This window comes from Pseudonocardia halophobica (assembly GCF_027922425.1).
Classification (GTDB): domain Bacteria; phylum Actinomycetota; class Actinomycetes; order Mycobacteriales; family Pseudonocardiaceae; genus Pseudonocardia; species Pseudonocardia halophobica.
In genome coordinates this window covers 38,894-60,686 of the sequence record NZ_BSFQ01000014.1, presented here as the reverse complement: position 1 = coordinate 60,686, position 21,793 = coordinate 38,894, and the positions used below count along the sequence as shown (strand labels likewise).

The window sequence follows — 21,793 nt, the reverse complement described above, 5'->3', positions numbered from 1 at the left end:
AGGCGGGGTCGAGGGTGTCATCGACGCCCGCGAACGAGAGAGCGGAGGATCATGGCGCAGCGCGAGAGCGACGAGCGGGGCATCGACACGTCGCCGGACCTGGTGGAGGCCCTCCAGCTCGGCAACGAGGAGACGCTGACGGGCCCGTCGGGCGCGGACCCGCTCGACGCCGGCTACGTGCCGGCCGACCGGCCCTACGGGGTCGACGACCCCACGGTGACCCCGGCGGGGCAGCGCGAGGGCGAGACGCTCGACGAGCGCCTGGAGCGCGAGGAGCCCGACGAGGAGGAGGTCCGCGACACCACCCGCACCGGGCGGCTGGCCCCGCGGGACCCGGGTGCGGACGGCGAGGCCGTCGACCAGGACCCCGCGACGGCGGCCGAGGACGTCGGCGTCGACGGGGCGGCGGCGTCGGCCGAGGAGGCCGCGGTGCACGAGCTGGACGAGGGTGTCGAACCGGTGCTGGACGAGTCGCCGATCGAGGATCCCGAGGTCGCGCGGTCGCTGGCCGAGGACCAGCGGCCGGGCGAGGCGGAGGAGGACGCGGTCCGCGACTTCGCGGAGGAGACCGAGCCGCAGGAGCGGCCGAGCGCCGCGGCGCGGATCGACGCGAACCCGGACACGGGCGGCGTGCCCGGGGTCGACGGCGCGCGCGACGCCGGCGTCAGCCCTCGCAGCTCTGGGTGATCTGCTCGATCACCCGGTCGAGGTCCAGGACCGCCGACTCCTCACCGAGCGGAACCAGCTCCGCCGACGACTCGACGAAGTGCCGCAGCAGGTCCCGGTCGACCTCGAGCACGGCGCGACCGTCGCTGGAGCGGATCTCGATCTCGACGATGTCGTAGCCCTGGACGAGCTGCGGGCTCATCCGGATGTCGCCGTAGCCGGCCGGCCCGGACAGCGCCTCGACCACCAGGTCGCGGGCGACGAGCCACTCGACCCACCGGTCCTGCCTGGTCCGGACGGCGAGGGTGACCGCGAACGGGTCGGTCGCGGTGTAGGTCCACCGCGTGACGACGGGCGCGGGCTGCCCGTGCAGCACGGTGAACATGTCCTGCTGGACCGAGTCGCTGGTCGTCATGGCGTGGCTCCCTGGCGCTGGCCGTCCGGCGGTGTGGACGGCTCTCATGGTGGGAATCGGCGGCGCTCGTCGGAACGCAGCAGGTTCGCGGCCCTTTCACCCTTTCTGGTGACCGTAACCGCGACGTCCGGCGGTGTCGGGAACGGGGGCGGTCAGCCGCGGGTGGCGGCCGACACGACCCAGATGCCCGTCGAGCCCGCCCGGACCGGCTGGACGAGCGTGACGTGCGCGGTGCCGCCCGACGGGTCGGTGAGGTCGACCGAGCCCGGGCCGGTGGACGTCGGCTCCGGGTTCGTCCAGCCGTAGGTGGTGGTCGCGTAGCTGACGGCGACCTCCTCGGGGTCGAGGGTCCACGGCTGGGCGCCGCCGTCGACCCGGGTCTGCAGCTCCTGGGCCGCGGCCAGGTCGGTGACCGGCCACAGCAGCGTGGTCCCGTTCGGCGCGGCCTGGGGTGCGGTCGTCTGCGGCGTGACCGACGGGGCGGCCGACGGCGCGGCGGACAGTGCGGCGGAGGATCCCGCCGCCTGCGGGGCGGGGGGTGACGTGCCGCCGCACCCGGCGAGCAGCGCCGCCAGTGCCGCCGCCGTCAGCAGTCCACCGGCACCGCGCGTCGTCGCCCCGTCCACATCCGGCACGCTAGCCCCGGTGGGCGGCCCTGCGGCACCGACGCACCGCCACGTTCGAGGGTCGGCGCACCCGCGCCCACCTGCCCGACCGGACGTGGCGCGACGGCCGATCTCGAATAGGGTTCCGGCAGAGCAGAGCCGCCGAATCCTGTGAGGTGCAATGTCCGACAGCAGCACGGCCTTCTACGCGGCGCGGGACTTCCTCCTCGCGCACCGCACGGACTACGACACCGCCGTGCGCGACTTCCGCTGGCCCGAGCTCACCGAGTTCAACTGGGCGCTCGACCACTTCGACGCCGCCGCCGCCGACCCGGAGCGCGGCGCCCGTAAGGCGCTGTGGATCATCGAGGCCGACGGGAGCGACGCCTCGTGGACCTTCGCCGAGCTCTCCGAGCGGTCCAACCGGGTGGCGAACTGGCTGCGCGAGCGGGGGGTCGCCCGCGGCGACCGCATCATCCTCATGCTGGCCAACCAGCTGGAGCTGTGGGAGACGCTGCTGGCGGCGATGAAGCTGGGCGCCGTCGTCATCCCCGCGACCACGCTGCTGACCGCCGAGGACCTCCGCGACCGGGTCGACCGGGGCAACGCCAGGCACGTGATCGTCGGCAAGGACGACGCGGCGAAGTTCGACGACGTGCCGGGCGACTACACCCGGATCTCCGTCCGCGGCGCGCCGAAGGGGTGGGAGGACTACACCGACGCCTACGACAGGTCCGCCGTCTTCCAGCCCGACGGACCGACCCAGGCCACCGACACCCTGTTGCTCTACTTCACCTCGGGCACCACGGCCAAGCCGAAGCTCGTCGAGCACACGCACCAGAGCTACCCGGTCGGCCACCTGTCGACGATGTACTGGATCGGGCTCGAGCCCGGCGACGTCCACCTCAACATCTCCTCGCCCGGCTGGGCCAAGCACGCGTGGTCGAACGTCTTCGCGCCGTGGATCGCCGAGGCGACCGTGCTCGTCATGAACTACACCAAGTTCGACGCGAACAACTTGCTGGGTGTGCTGGACAAGTACGGCGTGACCAGCTTCTGCGCCCCGCCCACGGTGTGGCGCATGCTGATCCAGGCCGACCTGTCCGGGCTCCGGACGCCCCCGACCAAGGTCGTCGGCGCCGGCGAGCCGCTCAACCCCGAGGTGATCGAGCAGGTCGAGAAGGCCTGGGGGCTCAAGATCCGCGACGGGTTCGGGCAGACCGAGTCCAGCGTCCAGATCGCGAACCCGCCCGGCTCGCCGATCAAACCCGGCTCGATGGGCCGGCCGATGCCCGGCTTCCCGATCGCGCTGATCGACCCCGCGACGGGGGAGAAGGCCGACGAGGGCGAGATCTGCATCGACCTCGCGCAGCGGCCGACCGGGCTCATGGTGGGCTACAAGGACGACCCGGAGCGCAACGCCGAGGCGATGGCCGGCGGGTACTACCACACCGGCGACGTCGGCTCCCGCGACGCGGACGGCTACATCACCTACGTGGGCCGCGCCGACGACGTCTTCAAGGCCTCGGACTACCGGATCAGCCCGTTCGAGCTGGAGAGCGTGCTGATCGAGCACCCGGCGGTGGCGGAGGCGGCGATCGTGCCCTCGCCGGACCCGGTGCGGCTGGCCGTGCCGAAGGCGTACGTGGTGCTGGCCGCGGGCTACGAGCCGACCGAGGAGACCGCGAAGGACATCCTGCAGTTCGCGCGGGACAACCTCGCGCCGTACAAGCGGATCCGGCGGCTGGAGTTCCACGAGCTGCCCAAGACGATCTCCGGCAAGATCCGGCGCGTCGAGCTGCGGGGCCGCGAGGGCGAACTGCACGCCGACCCGTCGGCCACGCCGTCGGGCGAGTTCACCCTCTAGTACGGGTGGGGGGGGGGGCCCCCCGCCCGGCCGTCGGGTACTGATTCGGGCGGGCCGTGCCGCGGGGCACGGCGCGTGCGCCGGCGGGTCACCACCGGCGGGTCGTCGCCCCCACCGGCGGCGGCGCACGACCGGGACGTGGAGGGTGCAGATGGCCGCAGGCGACGGGTACACGCCCGGGAGCGGACCGATGGCGGGCGTGCTGGCGGGCATGCCCGACGTCTTCGGCCGGTTGCTCGCCGAGCACGTACCGGACCGACTGGGTCGCTGCTCCGCCTGCCGCAACGCGGGCTCGGGCGTCGTCTGGCCGTGCACCCTGCACCAGATCGCGACCCGCGCCGCGGACCTGCACGCCCGCGGGCCGCGGTAGCGGTCAGAAGGGGGCGACGACGACGTCGCCCACCTCGGTCCGCAGGTCCAGCGCGTGGTCGGCGCCCGGCTCGCTCGGGACCCGCACCGACGTCTCGCCGAGGTCGGTGTGCACGGTCACCCGGTACGTCGCCTGCGGCACGCGCACGGTGATGTCCCCGCGCTGGGTCTCCACCCGGGCCGAACCGGGGGTGGCGAGGGTGAGCTCGACGTCGCCGTTCGCGGTCTGCGCCAGCACGTCGGCGTCGCGCAGGGTCCGGCCGATGATCGTGCCGGCCTGGGTGCGCGCCCGGGCCGTCCCGGTCACGGTGTCGAGCGTGATCCCGCCGGCGCCGGTCGCGACGTCGACCCGGCCCACCTGCGTCAAGGTGATGCCGCCGGCCTCGGTCCGTCCGGTGACCGGCAGCCCGGCCGGGACGTGCACGGTGTACGTGACCGCGCAGTGGTCGCCGCAGCCGCCGAGCACGAGCACGCCGCCCTCGACGCGGTGGCTCGGGCCGGTCGGCGCCGAGCCCCGGTAGGTGACCTCCCGCTCCAGCGAGGCCCCGCCGTCGCCGACGACGGTCACGCCGCCGGCCTGGTTGTCGATCCGGATCTCGGTGACCGGGCCCCCGAGCGCCGCCCGGTCCCGCGTCGTCTGCCCGGCGCCGACGCTGCAGCCCGCCACCGCGGCGGCCGCGGCGAGCACGCCCACAACCGTCCGCACACCCCACCGGCCCATGTGTCCCCCTCCCCGCCCGCCGGGGGCGACGGTAGGCGGCGGCCGGGGCCGTGACCAGGGACGTTCGGCTCAGGGTCGATTCTCGCTCCGCAGGCTCCGCGCAGGGTCGATGCTCGCTCCGCAGGCTCCGCTCAGGGTCGGTTCTCGCTCCGCAGGCTCCGCTCAGGGTCGATGCTCGCTCCGCGAGCTCCGCTCAGTCCTCGCGGCTGTAGTGGCCCGGCCACTCCTCGTACGGGATGCGGGTGATGTCGAGGACCTTGCCGATCGTCGACCACTCGTTGCGGCCCAGGCGGGCGAGCGGGCGCAGCCGTTCGATCGCGGGGAGGCTGTGGCCGCGGGCGTCGGTCTCGAAGACGTCGGCGTCGATCGCGGCGTGCAGGACCCGGCCGATCACGACCGTCGAGTCGCCCAGCTCGAGGGCCTGCTCGAGGCGGCACTCGAGCGCGACGGGCGACTCCTTCACCCGCGGCGGCTCCACGGTCGCGCTCGGCTCCGCGGTCAGCCCGACCTCGGCGAACTCGGAGATCTCGGCGGGGAAGTTCGTGCCCGTGGCGTTGATCCGCTCGAACATGGACTCGGAGGCGAGGCAGACGACGAACTCGCCGGTCTCGGTGGCGTTGCGCAGCGAGTCCTTCTTCCCGACCGAGGTGAACTGCACCATGGGCGGGTCCACGCACGAGACCGTGAAGAAGGAGTGCGGGGCGAGGTTGTCGACGCCCGCCGCCGACCGGGTCGAGACCCAGGCGATGGGCCGGGGGACGACGACGCTGGTCAGCACCTTGTAGAAGCGGCCGTGCCCCAGCTCGCCGGGGTCGATGTCCGTGCGCATGCCCCGATCATCCCCCGGGCTACGGTGACCGGCATGCGGCACGGCCTCTTCCTCCGCCCCGGCCCGGACCGGGCGTGGGGCCTGGCGTTGGGGGTGGCGGCCGACCTCGTCCTCGCCGACCCCCGGCGCGGACACCCCGTGGCGGGCTTCGGCCGGGTCGCCGCCGGGCTGGAACGACGCCTGTACGCCGACTCCCGCGCGGCCGGTGCGGCCTACTCCGCGCTGCTGGTCGGGGGAGCGGTGGGCGCCGGGGTGGTCGGTCGTCCGCGGTCGCGGACGGGCAGGGTGCTGCTGACCGCGGCGGCGACCTGGGCCGTGCTGGGGGGCACCTCGCTCGTGCGCGAGGGGGCGGCGCTGGGGAGGTCGCTGGAGCAGGGCGACCTCGACGCGGCCCGGGCCCGGATCCCGCACCTGTGCGCCCGCGACCCCGCGCTGCTCGACGCGGCCGGGATGGCGCGGGCGGGCGTGGAGTCGTTGGCGGAGAACACGTCCGACGCCGTCGTGGCGCCCCTGTTCTGGGGTGCGGTGGCGGGCGTGCCCGGCCTGCTGGGGTACCGGGCCGTCAACACCCTCGACGCGATGGTGGGGTACCGCTCGCCCCGCTACACCCGCTTCGGCTGGGCCTCGGCCCGGCTCGACGACCTCGCCAACCTGCTGCCGGCCCGGCTCGCCGCGCTGCTCACGGCGGCCGCGGCCCCGCTGGTCGGGGGCCGGCCCGGCGCCGCCCTGGCCGCCTGGCGGCGCGACGCCCGCGAGCACCCCAGCCCCAACGCCGGCCCGGTCGAGGCCGCCGCGGCGGGGGCGTTGGGCGTGCGGCTGGGTGGGCGGACGGAGTACGCCTACGGCGCGGAGGACCGGCCCACCCTCGGTCGCGGCCCCGCTCCCGTCGCCGGCGACCTCGTGCGCGCCGCGCGCCTCTCCCGCTGTGTCGGGCTGCTCGCCGCGGGGGCAGCGGTGGCGGTGGCGGGACTGTCGCCCCGACGGTGATCATCAGGAGCTGACGGCTCGATCAGTGGCCGGATCCTGCCCTCGGCTCCTTCTCGGGCGCGAGTCAGTGGGGGGCGGGGGTGTCGCGGTCGCCCGTGTCCGGTCGGTCGCGGCGGGGGGCGGGGTCGTCGTCGACGGAGGGGTCGAGGTCGCGGCCCGAGAGGGCGTCGCGCAGGCTCGCCTTCGTCTCCCGCCTCCCGCGCCGCTGCAGCACCTCGAGCCGGATGAAGTACCCCAGCGCGATGATCGCGATGGCGCCGAAGGTCAGCCACTGCAGGGCGTACGAGCCGTTGGTGAACGGGGCCGCGGTGGTCGCGGGCGTGACCGGGATCGGGGTGAGGACGCCCGGCTGGCCCGCGCCGAGCTGCAGGTACCCCTCGACCATGTCCTGCGTCCCCGTCGCCGCGGCCAGCTGCCGGGAGTCGACGGCGTAGATCTGCAGGTGGCCGCCCTCGGTGGCCGGGGCGCGGCCGCTGGTGTCGGTCTCGTTCACGCGCAGCCGCCCGGTCAGGGTGACCGGGCCCGCGGGGGCGGCGGGGAAGTCGGGGACGGCCTGGCCGTCGTCGGTGGTGATCGAGCCGCGGTCGACGGCGACGGTGCGGCCGTCGTCGAGCCGGACGGGCGTCAGGACCTCGGAGGCGGGCTTGCCGTCGACGAACCGCAGCCGGACCAGCACCTCGGCCTGCGGCAGGTAGGTGCCGGCGAGCGTGACCTGACGCCACTCGTCGCCCGGGTCGACCTCGGTGCCGGGGACCAGCTGGGCGAACGGGACCGGCGGGGTGCTGTTGGCGGTGTCGATCGCGTGCTGCTGCGCCTGACGCTGCTCCTCGCGGCCGAACTGCCAGGGGGCCAGCAGCGTGTAGCACGCCACGGCGAAGCCGATGACCACCACCACGAAGGCGATCCAGCCCGGGCGCAGCAGGAAGCGCATGCCCCTACGTTAGGCGCCCCACGGAGGGCGGGTCCCGCCGCCTCGTCGCCGGTCGCGCCCGCCCGGCACCGATCGGGACGCCGTCCGGTCGCCGGCGGTGGCCGCCGTCACCCGGTGCGCTGGCACGTGTCACCCGAGCCGGTGGAGGTCGACGCCGCCGTGCTCACCCGCCGCCATCCTTCGCGCATCCCGAGGGGCGCGGCTACGTCCGGCCGCGACCGGGTCACGTCGGAGGGGGCGTTCATGAGGGGGAGTGCTGTGCGCGGGGCACCGCGGACGGTCGGGGGCCGCGCGGTCCGCCCGGTGCTGGTCGCGGTGATCGCCGTGGGGATCGCGATCGCCGGCGCGGGGACGGCGGGCGCCGCGGAGTCCGGCGCCGTCGGGGCGGCTCCGGAGCAGGTCACCCCGCCCGGGGCCATCCCGGTGGGCTGCGGTACTGCGACGAAGGACCTCGCCGCCGTGGTCGCCGCGGCACCGTCGGGGGCCACCGTGAAGGTCTGCCCGGGGACCTACACCGGCACCATCACGCTGACCAAGCCGATCACCCTCCTCGGCGCCCGGGCCGGCGTCGACGCCCGCACCGGCCGGACCGACCTCAGGGCCGAGTCCGTGGTCGACGGCAAGGGCGGCTCCGGGTTCACGGTCGCGGGCGGGGTCTCGAACGTCCGCATCGACGGCTTCACGATCAGCAACGCCACCCAGACCAAGGGCGCGTCCACGGGTGGCGTGCTCGCCGTCAACCGTGGCTCCGGCATCACGATCACCAACAACGTGATCACGCGCTTCAGCTTCGGCGTGAACATGAACTCGAACGGCCAGGTCGCCAGCGCGGTGACGCGCAACCGCTTCGCCGAGAACAACGGGGAGGGCGGCCAGGCGGGCGTCTTCCTCTGCTGCGGCACGGCGAACAACCTGACGATCTCCGACAACCTCTTCACCGGCCACGACGGCGACGCCGCGGCCGCCGTGAACACCGCGGGCGACCCGGCGAGCTGGTCGACCGGGCTGCGGATCGAGCGCAACCAGAGCATCGACGACGCCACCTTCGCCGTGGTCACGAACGTCGACGGCCTGGTCGTCGCGCACAACCAGGTGGTTCGGCGCCCCACCGCCACGACGGGCGTCGGCACCGGCATCCTCGTCGGCGGCGCGACGAAGAACGTGAAGGTCACCGGCAACGTCCTCACCGATGGGGCGAGGAACGGCATCTCCGTGACGCAGGACTTCAGCCCGGTGAGGAACACGGGCCTGACCGTGAACACCAACACCGTGGTCAACCGCCTCAACGGCATCCGGCTCGTCGACCAGACCTCCGGCACGATCAGCGGCAACACCGTCGCGCAGAGCACCGGCACCGGGATCCTGCTGGAGGGCGCGGCCAACTCCGGCGTCACCGTGACCGGCAACCGCTCCTTCCAGAACGCCGTGTCCGACTGCACCGACCAGAGCAAGGGCACCGGGACCGCCGGCACCGCCAACACGTGGACCGGCAACCTCGGCGTCCGCAGCACCCCGCCGGGCCTCTGCCGCCTCTTCTGACGGAGACTGCTCGGCGTGGATCCGAGCGGCGCCCTGCTGGTGGCGGGAACGACGTCCGACGCCGGCAAGAGCGCCCTGGTGGCGGGCATCTGCCGCTGGCTGCGCCGGCGGGGGGTGTCCGTCGCCCCGTTCAAGGCCCAGAACATGAGCAACAACTCCGTCGTCACCGTCGACGGCGGGGAGATCGGCCGGGCCCAGGCGATGCAGGCGCACGCCTGCGGCCTGGAGCCGAGCGTCGCGTTCAACCCCGTGCTGCTCAAGCCGGGCAGCGACCGGATCTCGCAGGTGGTGGTCCGGGGACGGGCGGACGGGCACGTCTCCGCCCTGTCCTACCGGACCCGGACCGCCGCGCTGCTCGAGGTCGTCACGGACACCCTGACCGAGCTGCGGTCCCGGTTCGACGTCGTGGTCTGCGAGGGGGCCGGCTCGCCCGCCGAGATCAACCTGCGGGCCACCGACCTCGCCAACATGGGCCTGGCCCAGGCCGCGGACCTGCCGGTGATCGTGGTGGGGGACATCGACCGCGGCGGCGTGCTCGCGCACCTGTTCGGCACCGTCGCCGTCCTCGACCCGGCCGACCAGGCCCGGATCGCCGGGTTCGTGATCAACAAGTTCCGCGGGGACCCCGCGCTGCTGGCCCCGGGACTGGAGCAGCTCCGGGCGCTGACGGGGCGGTCGACGCTCGGCGTCGTCCCCTGGTCGGACCGCCTGTGGCTCGACGCCGAGGACTCCCTGTCCGCCGTCGCCGACGGGGTGCTCGGCCGCCCGGCCCCGCCGCTCGGCGAGCAGTGGCTGCGCGTCGCCGTGGTCCGGCTGCCGCGGATCTCCAACGCGACCGACGCCGAGGCCCTGGCCTGCGAACCCGGCGTCGCGGTCCGGTACGTGACCGAGCCGTCGCGGATCCTCGACGCGGACGTCGTCGTGCTACCGGGGTCCAAGGCGACCGTCTCGGACCTGGCCTGGCTGCGGGCCACGGGCCTGGCCGACGCGATCGCCGCGCACGCCGAGGAGAACAAGCCGGTCCTCGGGATCTGCGGCGGGTACCAGATGCTGGGCCGCCGGATCACCGATCCGGGCGTGGAGGTGCCGGAGGGCGCCGACGTCGCCGGGCTCGGGCTGCTCGACCTGGAGATCGCCTTCGACCACGAGAAGCACCTCGGCACCCCCACCGGCACCGCGCTCGGCGTGCCGGTGCGCGGCTACGAGATCCACCACGGCCGCGTCGTGCGGTCGGGCGACCCCCAGCTGCTCGACGGCGAGGGGTCCGACGCCGGCGCCGTGCTCGGCACCCACTGGCACGGCCTGCTGGAGAACGACGCGTTCCGCCGCCTCCTGCTGTCGCGGCTGGCCGAACAGTCAGGTCGGACCGGGTTCCGCCCGGCCCCGGACACGTCGTTCGCGGCGGAGCGGACCGCCCAGCTCGACCTGCTGGCGGACCTCGTCGAGCAGCACCTGGACACGGCCGCACTTGAACATGTGATCAGTCACGGTGCCCCCGTGGATCTCCCGGTGCTGGCGACCGGTCTGGCAGAGTCGCGCCGGTGAGCGGTACGGCATTTCCCTTCTCGGCGGTCGTCGGGCACGACGACCTGCGCCTGGCCCTGGTCCTCAACGCCGTGCACCCCGGCGTCGGCGGGGTGCTGGTGCGCGGGGAGAAGGGCACCGCCAAGTCGACGGCCGTGCGCGCGCTCGCCGCCCTGCTCCCCGCGCTCGACGTCGTGGCGGGCTGCCGCTTCGGCTGCGACCCGGCCGCCCCCGACCCGTCCTGCCCCGACGCCCCGCACGCCGGCGGCTCCACGACCCGGCCGGCCCGGCTCGTCGAGCTCCCCGTGGGCACCACCGAGGACCGGCTGGTCGGCTCGCTCGACCTGGAGAAGGCGCTGTCCGAGGGCACCCGCGCCTACCAGCCCGGGCTGCTGGCCGACGCGCACCGCGGCGTGCTCTACGTCGACGAGGTCAACCTGCTCCACGACCACCTCGTCGACCTGCTGCTCGACGCCGCCGCCATGGGCCGCGCGCACGTCGAGCGGGACGGCGTCTCGGTCTCGCACGCGGCGCGGTTCCTGCTGGTCGGCACGATGAACCCGGAGGAGGGCGAGCTGCGGCCGCAGCTGCTCGACCGGTTCGGGCTGACCGTGGAGGTGCGGGCGGCACGGGAGGTCGACACCCGCGTCGAGGTCGTCCGGCGGCGGATGGCGTTCGAGGCCGACCCGGCCGGGTTCGCCGGAACCTGGGCCGCGGCGGACGCCGAGGTCGCGGAACGGATCGTCGCCGCACGGGACCGGGTCGAGGCCGTGCGGCTGAGCGACCGTGAGCTGCGCCGGATCGCGTTCGTGTGCGCCCGGTTCGACGTCGACGGCATGCGGGCCGACCTCGTCATCGCCCGGACCGCGGTCGCGCACGCCGCCTGGCGGGGCGCCGATGCCGTCGCCGAGGACGACGTGCGGGTCGCGGCGCGCCTGGCGCTGCCGCACCGGCGCCGGCGGGACCCCTTCGACGAGCCCGGGATCGACGAGAAGGACCTCGACGAGGCCCTGCGGGACGCCGAGGAGGACCTGGGACCCGAGGGCCCGACCGACCCGACCGACCCGCCGAACCCGACCGACCCGCCGGACCCGACCGACCCCGACGACGACCCGGGCGGCGGCGCGCCGGACGAGGCCGACGGCGGCCCCGACGCGGAGTCCCGGGCCGGCGCGGATCCCACCCGCAGCGGACCCACCCCGTCGAGCGGCGGCGCGGGCCGGGCCGGACCCGAGTCGCACACGCCGCCGGCCCCGCCGCGCGAGCCCGGCGAGGCGGTCGAGGCGGTCGAGGCCCCGCAGGACCGGCCGGAGGCCATGGGCGCCGGCAGCGCGATGCCCGTCGGCGCCCCGGCTCGCCTGAGCCGGGTCGCGGCGCGGCGGTTCACCGTGCCCGGGGTGGGCGACGGCGCGCCCGGCCGCCGCTCGCGCGCCCGGACCGACACCGGACGCGTCGTCCGGCCCTCGGACGCCACCCCGCGCCGGGCCGCGGACCTGCACCTCCCCGCCACGATCGCCGCCGCGGCCCCGTTCCAGCACGAGCGCGGCCGCCGCGGCCCCGGCCTCCTGCTGCAGCGCGCCGACATGCGGGCGGCGCTGCGCGAGGGGCGCGAGGGGAACCTCGTGCTGTTCGTGGTCGACGCCTCCGGGTCGATGGCCGCCCGCAAGCGGATGGCCACGGTCTCCGGCGCCGTCCTCGCGCTGCTCCGCGACGCCTACCAGCGCAGGGACAAGGTCGGCCTGGTGACCTTCCGCTCCGCCGGCGCCGAGCTCGTCCTCCCGCCGACCACGAGCGTCCCGACCGCCCAGGTCCGGATGGCCGCGATGCGCACCGGCGGCCGCACCCCGCTCGCCGACGGCCTGCTGCTCGCCCGCCGCACCCTCGCCGCCGAACGGGTGCGGGACCCGCGGCGGCGCCCGCTCGTCGTCCTGCTCACGGACGGGCGGGCCACGGTCGCGACCCGCCCCGGCGGCGACCCCGTCGCCGACGCCCGCCGCGCCGCCGGCCTGCTCGCCGCCGACGGCGTGCACACCGTGGTGGTCGACTGCGAGTCCGGCTTCGTGAAGCTCGGCCTCGCCGGGCAGGTCGCCGCGGCCGCCGGCGCCCCCGTGATCACGGTCGACGAGCTCACCGTCGCCGATCTCACCTCCGCCGTGAGTGCCTAGTGCCCCTAGAGGGGCAGTAGGCACTCACGACCACCACTGACCAGGGAGGACGACGATGCCCCAGGGCCAGGTCTCCACCGTTCCGCAGGACGGGCTCACCACCCGCCAGCGCCGCAACCGTCCGCTGCTCGTGGTGCACACCGGCGAGATGAAGGGCAAGTCGACGGCGGCCTTCGGGCTCGCCCTGCGCGGCTGGAACCAGGGCTGGTCGATCGGCGTGTTCCAGTTCGTCAAGTCGGCGAAGTGGAAGGTCGGCGAGGAGGAGGCCTTCCGCGCGCTCGGCCGGCTGCACGAGCAGACCGGCGAGGGCGGGCCGGTCGAGTGGCACAAGATGGGCTCGGGCTGGAGCTGGAGCCGCAAGGCCGGCAGCGAGGAGGACCACGCCGCCGCGGCGCTCGAGGGCTGGCGGGAGATCCGCCGCCGGATCGAGAACCAGGTCCACGAGGTCTACGTGCTCGACGAGTTCACCTACCCGCTGAAGTGGGGCTGGGTGGACGTGCACGAGGTCGTCGAGGTGCTCGCCGCGCGCGAGGGCCGCCAGCACGTGATCATCACCGGCCGGGACGCGCCGCCCGAGCTGATCGAGGCCGCCGACCTCGTCATGCAGACGACCAAGATCAAGCACCCGATGGACGCCGGGCAGAAGGGGCAGCGGGGGATCGAGTGGTAGCCCGCGCGCTCGTCGTCGCGGCCCCGGCGTCGGGGTCCGGGAAGACGACGGTCGCCACCGGCCTGATGGCCGCCCTGGCCCGACGGGGGACCGCCGTCGCGCCGTTCAAGATCGGGCCGGACTACATCGACCCCGGCTACCACACGCTCGCCGCCGGACGTCGCGGCCGGAACCTCGACCCCGTCCTCGTCGGCGAGCAGCGCATCGGGCCGCTGGTCCGGCACGGCGCCGCCGGCTGCGAGGTCGCGGTGATCGAGGGCGTCATGGGGCTGTTCGACGGCCGGGTCGCCGACGGGTACGGCTCGACGGCCCAGGTCGCGGCCATGGTCGGCGCGCCCGTGGTGCTCGTCGTGGACTGCCGGGGGCAGTCGCGGTCGGTCGCGGCGCTCCTGCACGGCTTCCGCAGCTTCGACCCGACCACGCGCATCGCCGGGGTGATCCTCAATCGGGTCGGGTCGCCGCGGCACGAGGAGGTGCTCCGGGCGGCGTGCGACGAGATCGGGCTGCCGGTGCTCGGCGTCCTGCCGCGGCACGCGGAGCTGGCCGTGCCGTCGCGCCACCTCGGCCTGGTGACGGCCGTCGAGCACGGTGCGGCGGCGACCGCGGCGGTCGACGCGATGGCGGCCCTGGTGGCCGAGCACGTCGACCTCGACGCGGTGGTCCGGGTCGCGGAGCCGCTGCCGGCGGGGCCGGTGTGGGACCCGGCCGGCGAACTGGGCGGGTTCCGGGCCGAGCCGGGCATGCGGACCGCGGTGCTGGGTGGCGCGGCCTTCTCCTTCGGCTACGCCGAACACGTCGAGCTGCTGGAGGCGGCGGGATCCGAGGTCGTGCTCGTCGACCCGCTGCGCGACGAGACCCTGCCCGCGGGCATCGGCGGGCTCGTCCTGCCCGGCGGGTTCCCGGAGGAGCACGTCGCGGACCTCGGCGCCAACGCCGGTCTGCTCGCGGCGATCCGCGCGCTCGCGACCGCGGGGGCGCCGATCCGCGCGGAGTGCGGCGGGCTGCTCTACCTGTGCCGGGAGCTCGACGGCGTCCCGCTGGTCGGGGTCCTCGACGCCGCCGCCGCGATGACCGGCCGGCTCACCCTCGGCTACCGCGACGCCGTGGCGCTGAGCGACTCGACGGGCTTCGCCGCGGGGGAGCGGGTCAGCGGGCACGAGTTCCACCACTGTGCGGTCACGCCGCGGGCCGGTGCGGCGCCGGCGTGGGGCTGGCGCGGCGGGGAGCCGGAGGGCTTCGTCGGGGGCGGGGTGCACGCGTCGTTCCTGCACACCCACCCCGCCGGCACGCCCGGCTCGGTGAGCCGTTTCCTGACCGCGCACGTTCCCGCAGCTCAGGTCGGGTCGTGAGCGGCGACTGCCCCTCTAGGGGCAGTCGCCGCTCACGGGTGGTGGTCGGCATCGGGGCCCGGCGCGGGGTGTCGGGGGCGGCGGTGCGGGCCGCGTTGGAGGTCGTGCGGGACGTCGTCGGTGCGGAGGCCGACGTCGTCTACGCGTCGGTCGAGGCAAAGGCGGGGGAGCGGGGCATCCTCGACGCGATCGCGCCCGCGGGGCTCGAGGTGCGGCCCGCCGACGCGCTGGCGGGAGTCGCCGTGCCGGGCAGCGTGCGGGTCGGCGAAGCGGTCGGCACGCCGTCCGTCGCCGAGGCCGCGGCCCTCCTGGTGGCCTCCGAGCTCGGTGCGCAGCCGCAGCTCGTCGTGCCCAAGACGATCGTGGGGGATGTGACGGTCGCCGCCGCGCGCGTCGAGCACATGTCCCTGACCAGCGGGAACTCTCCATCGGGTTAGGCGACCCCCGTCCGGGACCGTTCAGCTCCGATCGTCGGCTCGTTATGCTTCCGCGGTCGGCGACAGGGAACCCGGGGCGACACCGGGTGCGTCCCGCGACCTTCTCTCCGGGGCGCGCGCCGGCCCACGACCAGCCCGCCGGGGCGATCCGCGGAAGGACCTGCACGTGACCCAGCACGACCAGTACCTCGTCGGCCTCGAGCTCGCCGGGCGCAAGGTGGTCGTCGTCGGGGGAGGCCAGGTCGCGCAGCGCCGGGTCTCCCGGCTGATCGCGTCGGGGGCGCTCGTCGAGGTCGTCTCGCCCGCGGTGACCCCGGCCGTCGAGGGCATGGCCTCGGCCCGCGAGATCACCTGGACCGCGCGCCGCTACTCCGAGGGCGACCTGGACGGCGCCTGGTACGCCATCGCCTGCACGGACGACCACGAGGTCAACGCCGCGGTCGGCGCCGAGGCCGAGCGCCGCCGGGTCTTCTGCGTGCGCGCCGACGACGGTCGCCTCGGCACCGCCGTCACCCCCGCGACCGGGGAGTACGACGGCCTGACCGTCGGTGTCCTCGCCAAGGGTGCGCACCGTCGTTCGGCCGCGGTCCGGACCGCGCTGGTCGAGGCCCTGCAGGCGGGCGTGGTGTCCGACTCGGCCGACCCGGTGCTGCCGGGCGTCGCGCTGGTCGGCGGCGGTCCTGGCGACCCCGAGCTGATCACCGTCCGCGGGCGGCGGCTGCTCTCCCGGGCGGACGTCGTGGTGGCCGACCGGCTCGGCCCGCGGGACCTGATCGAGGAGCTGGGCCCGGACGTCGAGGTCATCGACGCGTCCAAGATCCCGTACGGCCGCGCGATGGCGCAGCAGCGGATCAACGAGCTGCTGATCGAACACGCGAGGGCCGGCAAGTTCGTGGTGCGGCTCAAGGGCGGCGACCCGTTCGTCTACGGGCGCGGGTTCGAGGAGGTCCAGGCCTGCGCCGAGGCCGGCGTGCCCGTCACGGTCGTCCCCGGCATCACCAGCGCCTTCGCCGCGCCGGCCGTCGCGGGGATCCCGGTCAGCCACCGCGGGGTCGCGCACGAGATCGTCGTGGTGTCCGGGCACGTCGCGCCGGACGACCCGCGCAGCCTCGTCGACTGGCAGGCGCTCGGCCGGATGCGCGGCACGGTCGTGCTGATGATGGCCGTGGAGCGGATCGCGCAGTTCGCCGCCGCGCTGATCGAGTACGGCCGGCCCGCGGACACCCCGGTCGGCGTGATCCAGGACGGCACCACCCGCATCCAGCGCACGCTGCGCGCCACCCTCGGCACGGTCGCGGTGCAGGTCAAGGAGCAGGAGATCAGCCCGCCGGCGATCGTCGTGATCGGGCCGGTCGCGGGGCTCGCGGCCCAGCGGTGAGCACCCCGCCGGTGCTGCACCTGGTCCGGCACGGCGAGAGCACGTGGAACGCCGCGGGGCTGCTGCAGGGCCGCACCGCGCACGTCGGGCTGACGGCGCGGGGCCGGGCGCAGGCGCGCGCCGCGGCGGAGGCGCTGCAGGTCGGCACCGGCGCGCTGGTCCTCACGAGCCCGCAGCGCCGGGCGGCCGAGACGGCGGCAGTGGTCGGCCGGGTCCTCGGCCTGCCGGTGCGCGCGTGCCCAGGCCTGCGCGAACAGTCGCACGGCGACTGGGAGGGCCGCCCGGCCGCCGAGTGCGCCGGGGTGCTGGCCGGTGCGGAGCCGGACTGGGCCCCGCCCGGCGGCGAGACGGGCCGGGAGCTGCACGCGCGGGCCGGTCGGGTCCTGCGCGCCCTACCTGCGGCGCGATCGGTCGTGCTGGTCACCCACGGCGAGACCCTGCGGGCCCTCGTCGCCGCCGCCTGCGGGCTGGGGGTCGACGAGGCGCCCCGGGAGGTCCCGGCCAACGGCACGGTCGTCGAGCTGCGGCCGGTCGGACGCGGGAGGTGGGCGCGGGCGGAGGACCTGGCTCCGCACCGCTAGGAGGTCGTGGAGCGGACGACGGGACTCGAACCCGCGACCCTCACCTTGGCAAGGTGATGCGCTACCAACTGCGCTACGTCCGCATCTGCACCCGGTCTCCCGGGACCGCCGGGCTGTTCGCTCCGACGCCGACCACAGTACCGCACTTCGGAAGGCCCCCCGACCAGGGGGTGATCACGCAGCGCGACGGGCCGGTGCGGTATGGGGCCTCACCGGTCGACCGGGTGTGACGCCCGGCCGCTTGCTTCTCCGCCCGCGGCATGGTGTCGTCGTGGGCGACGGCAGTGGAGGAAGCCGGTGTGAATCCGGTGCGGTCCCGCCACTGTGACCGGGGAGCGCGTCCCCGCCCGATGGCCACTGCCCCGCGGGGGTGGGAAGGCCGGGGACGCGCGTCGATCCGGGAGCCAGGACACTCGCCGCCGTCGCAGGTTTCGACGATGAGGGCGCGGACCCTCGAGGAGGCCAGGATGACCGGCGACGGTCGCGACACCGCTGCGCGCACCCCCACCGTGACGGTCCTCGGTGCCGGCGGGGGTGACCCGGACGCGGCCGAGGGCGCCGACCTGCTCGCCGCCGCCGATGCCGTGCTCACCACCCCGGACGTCGAGTCGACGGTCCTGTTCTACGCCGAGGCCTGGCGCGTCGAACGCCTGCCGGACCTGGCCGGGGCGGCCGCCGCCGTCGCCGACGTGATCGGTCTGGGAGCGACGCGCGTGGTGCTCGCCGTGCCCGGTGACCCCGCCTCGAACCCGGGCTGCCGGGCGCTGCTCGACGGCCTGCGCGTCGCCGGGATCGAGGCGGTCGCGCGGCCCGGCGTCTCGCTCGTCCCGCCGCGGCTGAGCCCGATGCCCTGGTGAGCGGGGTGACGGGGGACTTCTACGAGGTCGTCCACGGTCGTCGGGACATCCGGACGGGATTCCTGCCGGACGAGCCGGTCTCGGATGCGGCGCTCCGCCGCGTGCTCGAGGCCGCGCACGCCGCGCCGAGCGTGGGGTTCTCGCAGCCCTGGGACTTCGTCGTGGTGCGGGACCGGGCGACCCGCGAGCGCGTGGCCGAGCTGGTCGCGGCGCAGCGGGCCGCGTTCGCCGCCTCCCTGCCGCGCGCCCGGGCGGCGGCCTTCGGCGCGCTCAAGGTGGAGGCGGTGCTCGACACCCCGGTCAACGTCGTCGTCACCTCGGATCCCACGCGCGGCGGCCGGCACGTCCTCGGCCGGTACGGGCGGCCCGAGATGGCCGCGCACTCCACGGCCTCGGCGGTGCAGAACCTGTGGCTGGCCGCGCGGGCCGAGGGCCTCGGCGTCGGCTGGGTCAGCTTCTTCGACGACGCCGGCCTGCGCGCCCTCGCCGACCTGCTCGGACTGCCCGCGCACGTCGAGGTGGTGGCGTACCTGTGCGTCGGGCACGTGCGGGAGTTCGCGCCGGAGCCGGAACTGGCGAGCGCGGGCTGGGCCCGCCGCCGCCCGCTGCGGTGGGCGGTGCACCAGGAGCGGTACGGAGACCGGGCGCTGCCCGGGGAGGTGGCGATGACCCTGCTCGACGAGACCGGGGCCGCGATCCGGCCCGCCGACGCCGCCGCCGAGGCGGAGGCGCGGGACCGGCTCGACCGGATGACCAAGCCGCGCGGCTCGCTCGGCCGGGTCGAGGACCTCGCGGTGCGGCTGGCCGGGATCGCGGGGCAGTGCCCGCCGGCGGTGCCCGAGCCCGCGGCCGTCGCCGTCTTCGCCGGGGACCACGGCGTCCACGCGCAGGGCGTGACCCCGTGGCCTCAGGAGGTCACGGCACAGATGGTCGGGAACTTCCTGGCCGGCGGGGCCGTGGTCAACGCGTTCGCCCGCCAGCTCGGCGCCGAGGTCCAGGTGGTCGACGTCGGCGTCGCGGCGCCCCTCGACCCCGTGCCCGGCCTGCTCCCGCGCCGGGTCGCCGCGGGCACCGCGGACATGACGGCCGGTCCGGCGCTGACCCGTGACCAGGCCCGTCGGGCGGTCGAGGCCGGCATCGAGGTGGCGCGGGACCTGGTCGCCGCCGGCAACCGGTGCCTGATCACCGGCGACATGGGCATCGCCAACACCACCGCCGCGGCCGCGCTGATCTGCGCCGTCACCGGGGCGGACCCGGCCGGGGCGACCGGGCGAGGGACCGGGATCGACGACGAGACGCTCGTCCGGAAGACCGAGGTCGTCCGGCAGGCGCTGGCTCTGCACTCGCCGGACCCGGCTGACGGGCTCGGGCTGCTCGCCGCGTTCGGGGGGCTCGAGCACGCCGGCATCGCCGGGTTCGTCCTCGGCGCCGCCGCGCTGCGCGTCCCGGTGCTGCTGGACGGCGTCAACGCGGGGGCGGCCGCGCTCGTGGCCTCGGTCCTGGCTCCCGACGCCGTGGCGGCCTGCGTCGCCGGGCACCGCTCCGCCGAGCCGGGGCACCGGATCGCGATGGCGCACCTCGGCCTCGACCCGCTGCTCGACCTCGGGATGCGGCTGGGGGAGGGCACGGGCGCGCTGCTCGCCCTGCCGGTGGTGCAGGGGGCGGCGCGGGCGCTCGCCGACGTGGCCACCTTCGACGCCGCGGGGGTGGCGGACAAGGACGCGTGAGGAGCCGACGAGCCGGCGCGCCGACCGGCGCGGGCGGTCACCTCGGGTCACGGCGTCCGGGAACAGCGGTTGGTCGTGCACGGCGTCGTGCCCATGGATCCGCCGCACCGCGGGGCCCGCTGCGCAGCGCGCCGGAGCTGTCGCGGACTTCGGGACCGCGACCTGGAAGCCCTGCGTCACACGATGGACGCCGGAGACGCCCGCCGATGCGTGCGCTCGCCGCTCCGGCCGGTGTACATGTCGAGGCGGAGCAGCATGACCGGCAGCATGAGCACACACGCCGGGCCGCAGAATCCCAGCGCCCATCGGTGCAGATCCTCCGAGGACAGGACGCCGAGGGCCGCCAGGACGATGAGCACGACGGCAAGGGCGACGGTGGCGCCGGACATCTCCAGGAGCGGTCGCCAGGCCATCCCGCGGAACCGCATCCACGCCGCCATCGGCAGGGTGTACAGGCAGGCGATGACGAGCAGCGCCAGCATCGGCGCCGTCGTACGCAGATCCGGGTAGCCGAGCTGTGCCGGGCCGACGACGAAGACCAGGATGTTCAGTGCGCCGCCGCCAACGCACATGGCGATGCACATCTCCAGGAAGTGCCGGGTGAAGTTCCACACCTGCCTGGGGGTGCTCGGAGTCCGTCGGCCCGTGTCCGGGTTCGGGATCGTCTTCTCGGCCATGTCGCTCCTCCTCGCGGAGCATCGACGCCGTGGCTCGGGACGAGGCGGTCGTCGTCGCCGTACTGCACACCTCGGCACCGTGGGTCGTTAGGGCCGGAGAGACCGACGGGCAGGGCCGCTCGGCGCCGTGCCTCGGCACAGGGCGCGGAGGGTGACCAGCACCGCGGCCACCACAAGCGCCAGGCGGCAGCCCGCCACGACGTGACGATCGACGGCTGGAGTACTTCGTGCGGCACCTCCGCCGGCGGTGGTCGTCGCGCACGGCCTGTTCGCCGTCGCCTTCCCGGTCATCGTGCTGCTCGTCACGCTCCGGCATGCCCCTCCTGGCTCATCGGTCAGTCGGCGCACCGGTCCGTGTCGGGCTCCCGACAATGGTCACCGCCTGCCGGACCAGACCGGCGGCCCAGGCGCGTGCGCGGTCGGTCTCCCCTTCCTTGAGTGGGCCCTCGCCGTTGTCCTGCACGTAGAAGGGCTCGGGGTCGGCGATGACCTCGTATCCGTGGTGTCGGAGCCGTCGGGCGATACCCGGGGCGGCACCGCCGGCCATGCGAGCGCCGATGCGCGTGTCGAAGGCGGCGGCAGGTCGATGGTCACCGGCCTCCGGCAGCTCGTGGAACCAGTCCCGGACGCCCGGGCCTTCGGCGCCGGGCTCGAGGTCGTGGCGTTCCTCGGGGTCCTTCTTCTGCTCCGCCGACACGCCCATCTTCCGGCTCAGCCCGGTGGTCATGCCGCGCATGTGCGTGGGCCCGCCGACGATCAGCAGGTCCGCGGCCGCTGCCCGTTGCGGGTTGGCGTCGCCGACCCGGAGCAGCTCGACCTGGGCGTCGGGCCGGGCGTCAGCGACGCCTGCAGCGACCGCCTCGGCGACCTCATGGGTGTTGCCGTACAGGCTTTCGAACACCACTGCGACTCGCATGGTCGTCTCCTGTCTCCCGGTCGTCCAGCTGGGCCCTGACGGCGTCGAGGTTGCGGGTCCATGTCCGTTGCAGGTGGTGCCGCAACAGGGGAGCCAGGGGGCGTAGGGGCTCCTCACCGAGCCCGTCGACCACCTCGGCGCGCCAGAGGGCACCGCACACGCCCAGATGGCGCACGATCTGCCGCGCGGACCAGGAGAGGAACTCCTCGCCCGGCGGCAGCGACACCACCCCGATCTGCCTCTCGGGTTTTCGGATCGGCGTCGTCGATCCAGAACGGCCTCCCCGTCCCCGGCCCGGCACGACGACCCGTCTCCGCAGCGCCGGGACCTGTTGAGCCCGACGGGCCGGTTCCGCGCGCACCCGCTCGGTGTCGACCGTCCCGTCCGTCCGCCGGAGGGGACCGGCATCGAACACGCCCGCCAGAGCGATCTGGAACGGCGCCGACGGCTCGTCGGCCCAGACGGTGGCCGGCTCGCCCAGGCTCAACCGCGGCACACCCATCCCGCACCTCCGCCGTTGCGTCCACCCGTGTCGGCACGGCCACCGCGGGCGCGCACCGGACGCGGCCGTCGACGGGCGGCT

Annotated in this window: 22 protein-coding genes, 1 tRNA gene and 1 riboswitch; of the genes, 14 read left to right on the top strand and 9 right to left on the bottom strand. The window is 75.3% G+C overall.

The window, feature by feature from the left end; translation table 11 throughout:
* Positions 1-51 precede the first annotated feature (51 nt).
* The gene (locus PKE99_RS17855) at positions 52-687 is read left to right on the top strand and encodes a DUF5709 domain-containing protein (protein WP_051737724.1); all 636 of its coding nucleotides are present in this window, start codon (positions 52-54) and stop codon (positions 685-687) included.
* Here the strand turns inward: PKE99_RS17855 and PKE99_RS17850 are convergent.
* Both PKE99_RS17850 and PKE99_RS17845 read right to left on the bottom strand, forming a co-directional pair.
* Complete coding sequence (locus PKE99_RS17850; RefSeq protein WP_037048159.1) at positions 665-1,081, bottom strand: SsgA family sporulation/cell division regulator; 417 nt, start codon at positions 1,079-1,081, stop codon at positions 665-667. The genes PKE99_RS17855 and PKE99_RS17850 overlap by 23 nt on opposite strands.
* 152 nt (positions 1,082-1,233) lie before the next feature.
* On the bottom strand, positions 1,234-1,707 hold the full coding sequence (locus PKE99_RS17845; RefSeq protein ID WP_051737725.1) for a hypothetical protein: 474 nt from the start codon (positions 1,705-1,707) through the stop codon (positions 1,234-1,236).
* Between the two features lie 160 nt (positions 1,708-1,867).
* Between PKE99_RS17845 and PKE99_RS17840 the strand changes: the two genes are divergently transcribed.
* Positions 1,868-3,553, top strand: coding sequence for an AMP-binding protein (locus tag PKE99_RS17840; protein WP_037048162.1), 1,686 nt, complete (start codon positions 1,868-1,870; stop codon positions 3,551-3,553).
* Positions 3,554-3,704: 151 nt separating this feature from the next.
* Positions 3,705-3,923, top strand: coding sequence for a hypothetical protein (locus PKE99_RS17835; RefSeq protein WP_037048165.1), 219 nt, complete (start codon positions 3,705-3,707; stop codon positions 3,921-3,923).
* 3 nt (positions 3,924-3,926) lie between these two features.
* On the opposite strand, the gene PKE99_RS17830 is transcribed toward PKE99_RS17835, so the two are convergent.
* Both PKE99_RS17830 and PKE99_RS17825 read right to left on the bottom strand, forming a co-directional pair.
* The gene (locus PKE99_RS17830; protein ID WP_156067720.1) at positions 3,927-4,610 is read right to left on the bottom strand and encodes a DUF4097 family beta strand repeat-containing protein; all 684 of its coding nucleotides are present in this window, start codon (positions 4,608-4,610) and stop codon (positions 3,927-3,929) included.
* Positions 4,611-4,836: 226 nt separating this feature from the next.
* On the bottom strand, positions 4,837-5,472 hold the full coding sequence (locus PKE99_RS17825) for a flavin reductase family protein (RefSeq protein WP_037048170.1): 636 nt from the start codon (positions 5,470-5,472) through the stop codon (positions 4,837-4,839).
* Between the two features lie 33 nt (positions 5,473-5,505).
* On the opposite strand from PKE99_RS17825, the gene PKE99_RS17820 reads away from it, so the two are divergent.
* Positions 5,506-6,459, top strand: coding sequence for a cobalamin biosynthesis protein (locus PKE99_RS17820; protein WP_037048351.1), 954 nt, complete (start codon positions 5,506-5,508; stop codon positions 6,457-6,459).
* A gap of 64 nt (positions 6,460-6,523) precedes the next feature.
* On the opposite strand, the gene PKE99_RS17815 is transcribed toward PKE99_RS17820, so the two are convergent.
* Positions 6,524-7,390, bottom strand: a complete 867-nt coding sequence (locus PKE99_RS17815; protein ID WP_037048172.1) for an SURF1 family cytochrome oxidase biogenesis protein — start codon at positions 7,388-7,390, stop codon at positions 6,524-6,526.
* A gap of 243 nt (positions 7,391-7,633) precedes the next feature.
* On the opposite strand from PKE99_RS17815, the gene PKE99_RS17810 reads away from it, so the two are divergent.
* The 8 genes from PKE99_RS17810 to PKE99_RS17775 all read left to right on the top strand — a co-directional run bounded on the left by PKE99_RS17810 (position 7,634) and on the right by PKE99_RS17775 (position 17,033).
* Positions 7,634-8,929 carry a right-handed parallel beta-helix repeat-containing protein gene (locus tag PKE99_RS17810; protein ID WP_156067721.1) on the top strand — a complete coding sequence of 432 codons (1,296 nt, stop codon included), beginning with the start codon at positions 7,634-7,636 and terminating at the stop codon, positions 8,927-8,929.
* Between the two features lie 15 nt (positions 8,930-8,944).
* The gene (locus PKE99_RS17805) at positions 8,945-10,474 is read left to right on the top strand and encodes a cobyric acid synthase (protein ID WP_197040713.1); all 1,530 of its coding nucleotides are present in this window, start codon (positions 8,945-8,947) and stop codon (positions 10,472-10,474) included.
* Positions 10,471-12,618 carry a putative cobaltochelatase gene (locus tag PKE99_RS17800; protein WP_037048179.1) on the top strand — a complete coding sequence of 716 codons (2,148 nt, stop codon included), beginning with the start codon at positions 10,471-10,473 and terminating at the stop codon, positions 12,616-12,618. The genes PKE99_RS17805 and PKE99_RS17800 overlap by 4 nt, the downstream gene beginning before the upstream one ends.
* A gap of 55 nt (positions 12,619-12,673) precedes the next feature.
* On the top strand, positions 12,674-13,288 hold the full coding sequence (cobO, locus tag PKE99_RS17795) for a cob(I)yrinic acid a,c-diamide adenosyltransferase (protein WP_037048182.1): 615 nt from the start codon (positions 12,674-12,676) through the stop codon (positions 13,286-13,288).
* Positions 13,282-14,637: a cobyrinic acid a,c-diamide synthase CobB gene (locus PKE99_RS17790; RefSeq protein ID WP_037048184.1), complete on the top strand. Its 1,356-nt coding sequence runs from the start codon at positions 13,282-13,284 to the stop codon at positions 14,635-14,637. Before cobO ends, PKE99_RS17790 begins: the two co-directional genes overlap by 7 nt.
* Positions 14,634-15,074 (top strand): cobalamin biosynthesis protein, encoded by a 441-nt coding sequence (locus PKE99_RS17785; protein WP_156067722.1) that lies wholly within the window; start codon positions 14,634-14,636, stop codon positions 15,072-15,074. The genes PKE99_RS17790 and PKE99_RS17785 overlap by 4 nt, the downstream gene beginning before the upstream one ends.
* Positions 15,075-15,240: 166 nt before the next feature.
* Positions 15,241-16,452, top strand: coding sequence for a uroporphyrinogen-III C-methyltransferase (cobA, locus tag PKE99_RS17780; RefSeq protein WP_197040714.1), 1,212 nt, complete (start codon positions 15,241-15,243; stop codon positions 16,450-16,452).
* Complete coding sequence (locus tag PKE99_RS17775) at positions 16,449-17,033, top strand: histidine phosphatase family protein (protein WP_051737728.1); 585 nt, start codon at positions 16,449-16,451, stop codon at positions 17,031-17,033. The genes cobA and PKE99_RS17775 overlap by 4 nt, the downstream gene beginning before the upstream one ends.
* Before the next feature lie 7 nt (positions 17,034-17,040).
* Here the strand turns inward: PKE99_RS17775 and PKE99_RS17770 are convergent.
* Positions 17,041-17,116: transfer RNA gene (locus PKE99_RS17770), tRNA-Gly, on the bottom strand.
* Positions 17,117-17,275: 159 nt separating this feature from the next.
* A riboswitch (cobalamin riboswitch) is annotated at positions 17,276-17,468 on the top strand.
* 32 nt (positions 17,469-17,500) lie between these two features.
* On the opposite strand from PKE99_RS17770, the gene PKE99_RS17765 reads away from it, so the two are divergent.
* Both PKE99_RS17765 and cobT read left to right on the top strand, forming a co-directional pair.
* Complete coding sequence (locus PKE99_RS17765; RefSeq protein ID WP_037048196.1) at positions 17,501-17,890, top strand: hypothetical protein; 390 nt, start codon at positions 17,501-17,503, stop codon at positions 17,888-17,890.
* Positions 17,887-19,617 carry a nicotinate-nucleotide--dimethylbenzimidazole phosphoribosyltransferase gene (cobT, locus tag PKE99_RS17760; protein ID WP_231498290.1) on the top strand — a complete coding sequence of 577 codons (1,731 nt, stop codon included), beginning with the start codon at positions 17,887-17,889 and terminating at the stop codon, positions 19,615-19,617. Before PKE99_RS17765 ends, cobT begins: the two co-directional genes overlap by 4 nt.
* 176 nt (positions 19,618-19,793) lie before the next feature.
* On the opposite strand, the gene PKE99_RS17755 is transcribed toward cobT, so the two are convergent.
* The 3 genes from PKE99_RS17755 to PKE99_RS17745 form a co-directional block, all read right to left on the bottom strand.
* Positions 19,794-20,294 (bottom strand): DUF7937 domain-containing protein, encoded by a 501-nt coding sequence (locus PKE99_RS17755; RefSeq protein ID WP_051737729.1) that lies wholly within the window; start codon positions 20,292-20,294, stop codon positions 19,794-19,796.
* Between the two features lie 328 nt (positions 20,295-20,622).
* A complete protein-coding gene (locus PKE99_RS17750) occupies positions 20,623-21,210 on the bottom strand; it encodes a hypothetical protein (RefSeq protein ID WP_037048202.1) in 588 nt (195 codons plus the stop codon).
* A complete protein-coding gene (locus PKE99_RS17745; RefSeq protein ID WP_051737731.1) occupies positions 21,164-21,712 on the bottom strand; it encodes a hypothetical protein in 549 nt (182 codons plus the stop codon). Before PKE99_RS17745 ends, PKE99_RS17750 begins: the two co-directional genes overlap by 47 nt.
* Positions 21,713-21,793 lie beyond the last annotated feature (81 nt).

Bases quoted from the DNA above. Each gene is read 5' to 3' on its own strand.
- PKE99_RS17855 (WP_051737724.1), top strand. From the start codon at position 52: ATGGCGCAGCGCGAGAGCGACGAGCGGGGCATCGACACGTCGCCGGAC.
- PKE99_RS17850 (WP_037048159.1), bottom strand. From the start codon at position 1,081: ATGACGACCAGCGACTCGGTCCAGCAGGACATGTTCACCGTGCTGCAC.
- PKE99_RS17840 (WP_037048162.1), top strand. From the start codon at position 1,868: ATGTCCGACAGCAGCACGGCCTTCTACGCGGCGCGGGACTTCCTCCTC.
- PKE99_RS17835 (WP_037048165.1), top strand. From the start codon at position 3,705: ATGGCCGCAGGCGACGGGTACACGCCCGGGAGCGGACCGATGGCGGGC.
- PKE99_RS17825 (WP_037048170.1), bottom strand. From the start codon at position 5,472: ATGCGCACGGACATCGACCCCGGCGAGCTGGGGCACGGCCGCTTCTAC.
- PKE99_RS17820 (WP_037048351.1), top strand. From the start codon at position 5,506: ATGCGGCACGGCCTCTTCCTCCGCCCCGGCCCGGACCGGGCGTGGGGC.
- PKE99_RS17815 (WP_037048172.1), bottom strand. From the start codon at position 7,390: ATGCGCTTCCTGCTGCGCCCGGGCTGGATCGCCTTCGTGGTGGTGGTC.
- PKE99_RS17810 (WP_156067721.1), top strand. From the start codon at position 7,634: ATGAGGGGGAGTGCTGTGCGCGGGGCACCGCGGACGGTCGGGGGCCGC.
- cobO (WP_037048182.1), top strand. From the start codon at position 12,674: ATGCCCCAGGGCCAGGTCTCCACCGTTCCGCAGGACGGGCTCACCACC.
- PKE99_RS17765 (WP_037048196.1), top strand. From the start codon at position 17,501: ATGACCGGCGACGGTCGCGACACCGCTGCGCGCACCCCCACCGTGACG.
- PKE99_RS17755 (WP_051737729.1), bottom strand. From the start codon at position 20,294: ATGGCCGAGAAGACGATCCCGAACCCGGACACGGGCCGACGGACTCCG.
- PKE99_RS17750 (WP_037048202.1), bottom strand. From the start codon at position 21,210: ATGCGAGTCGCAGTGGTGTTCGAAAGCCTGTACGGCAACACCCATGAG.
- PKE99_RS17745 (WP_051737731.1), bottom strand. From the start codon at position 21,712: ATGGGTGTGCCGCGGTTGAGCCTGGGCGAGCCGGCCACCGTCTGGGCC.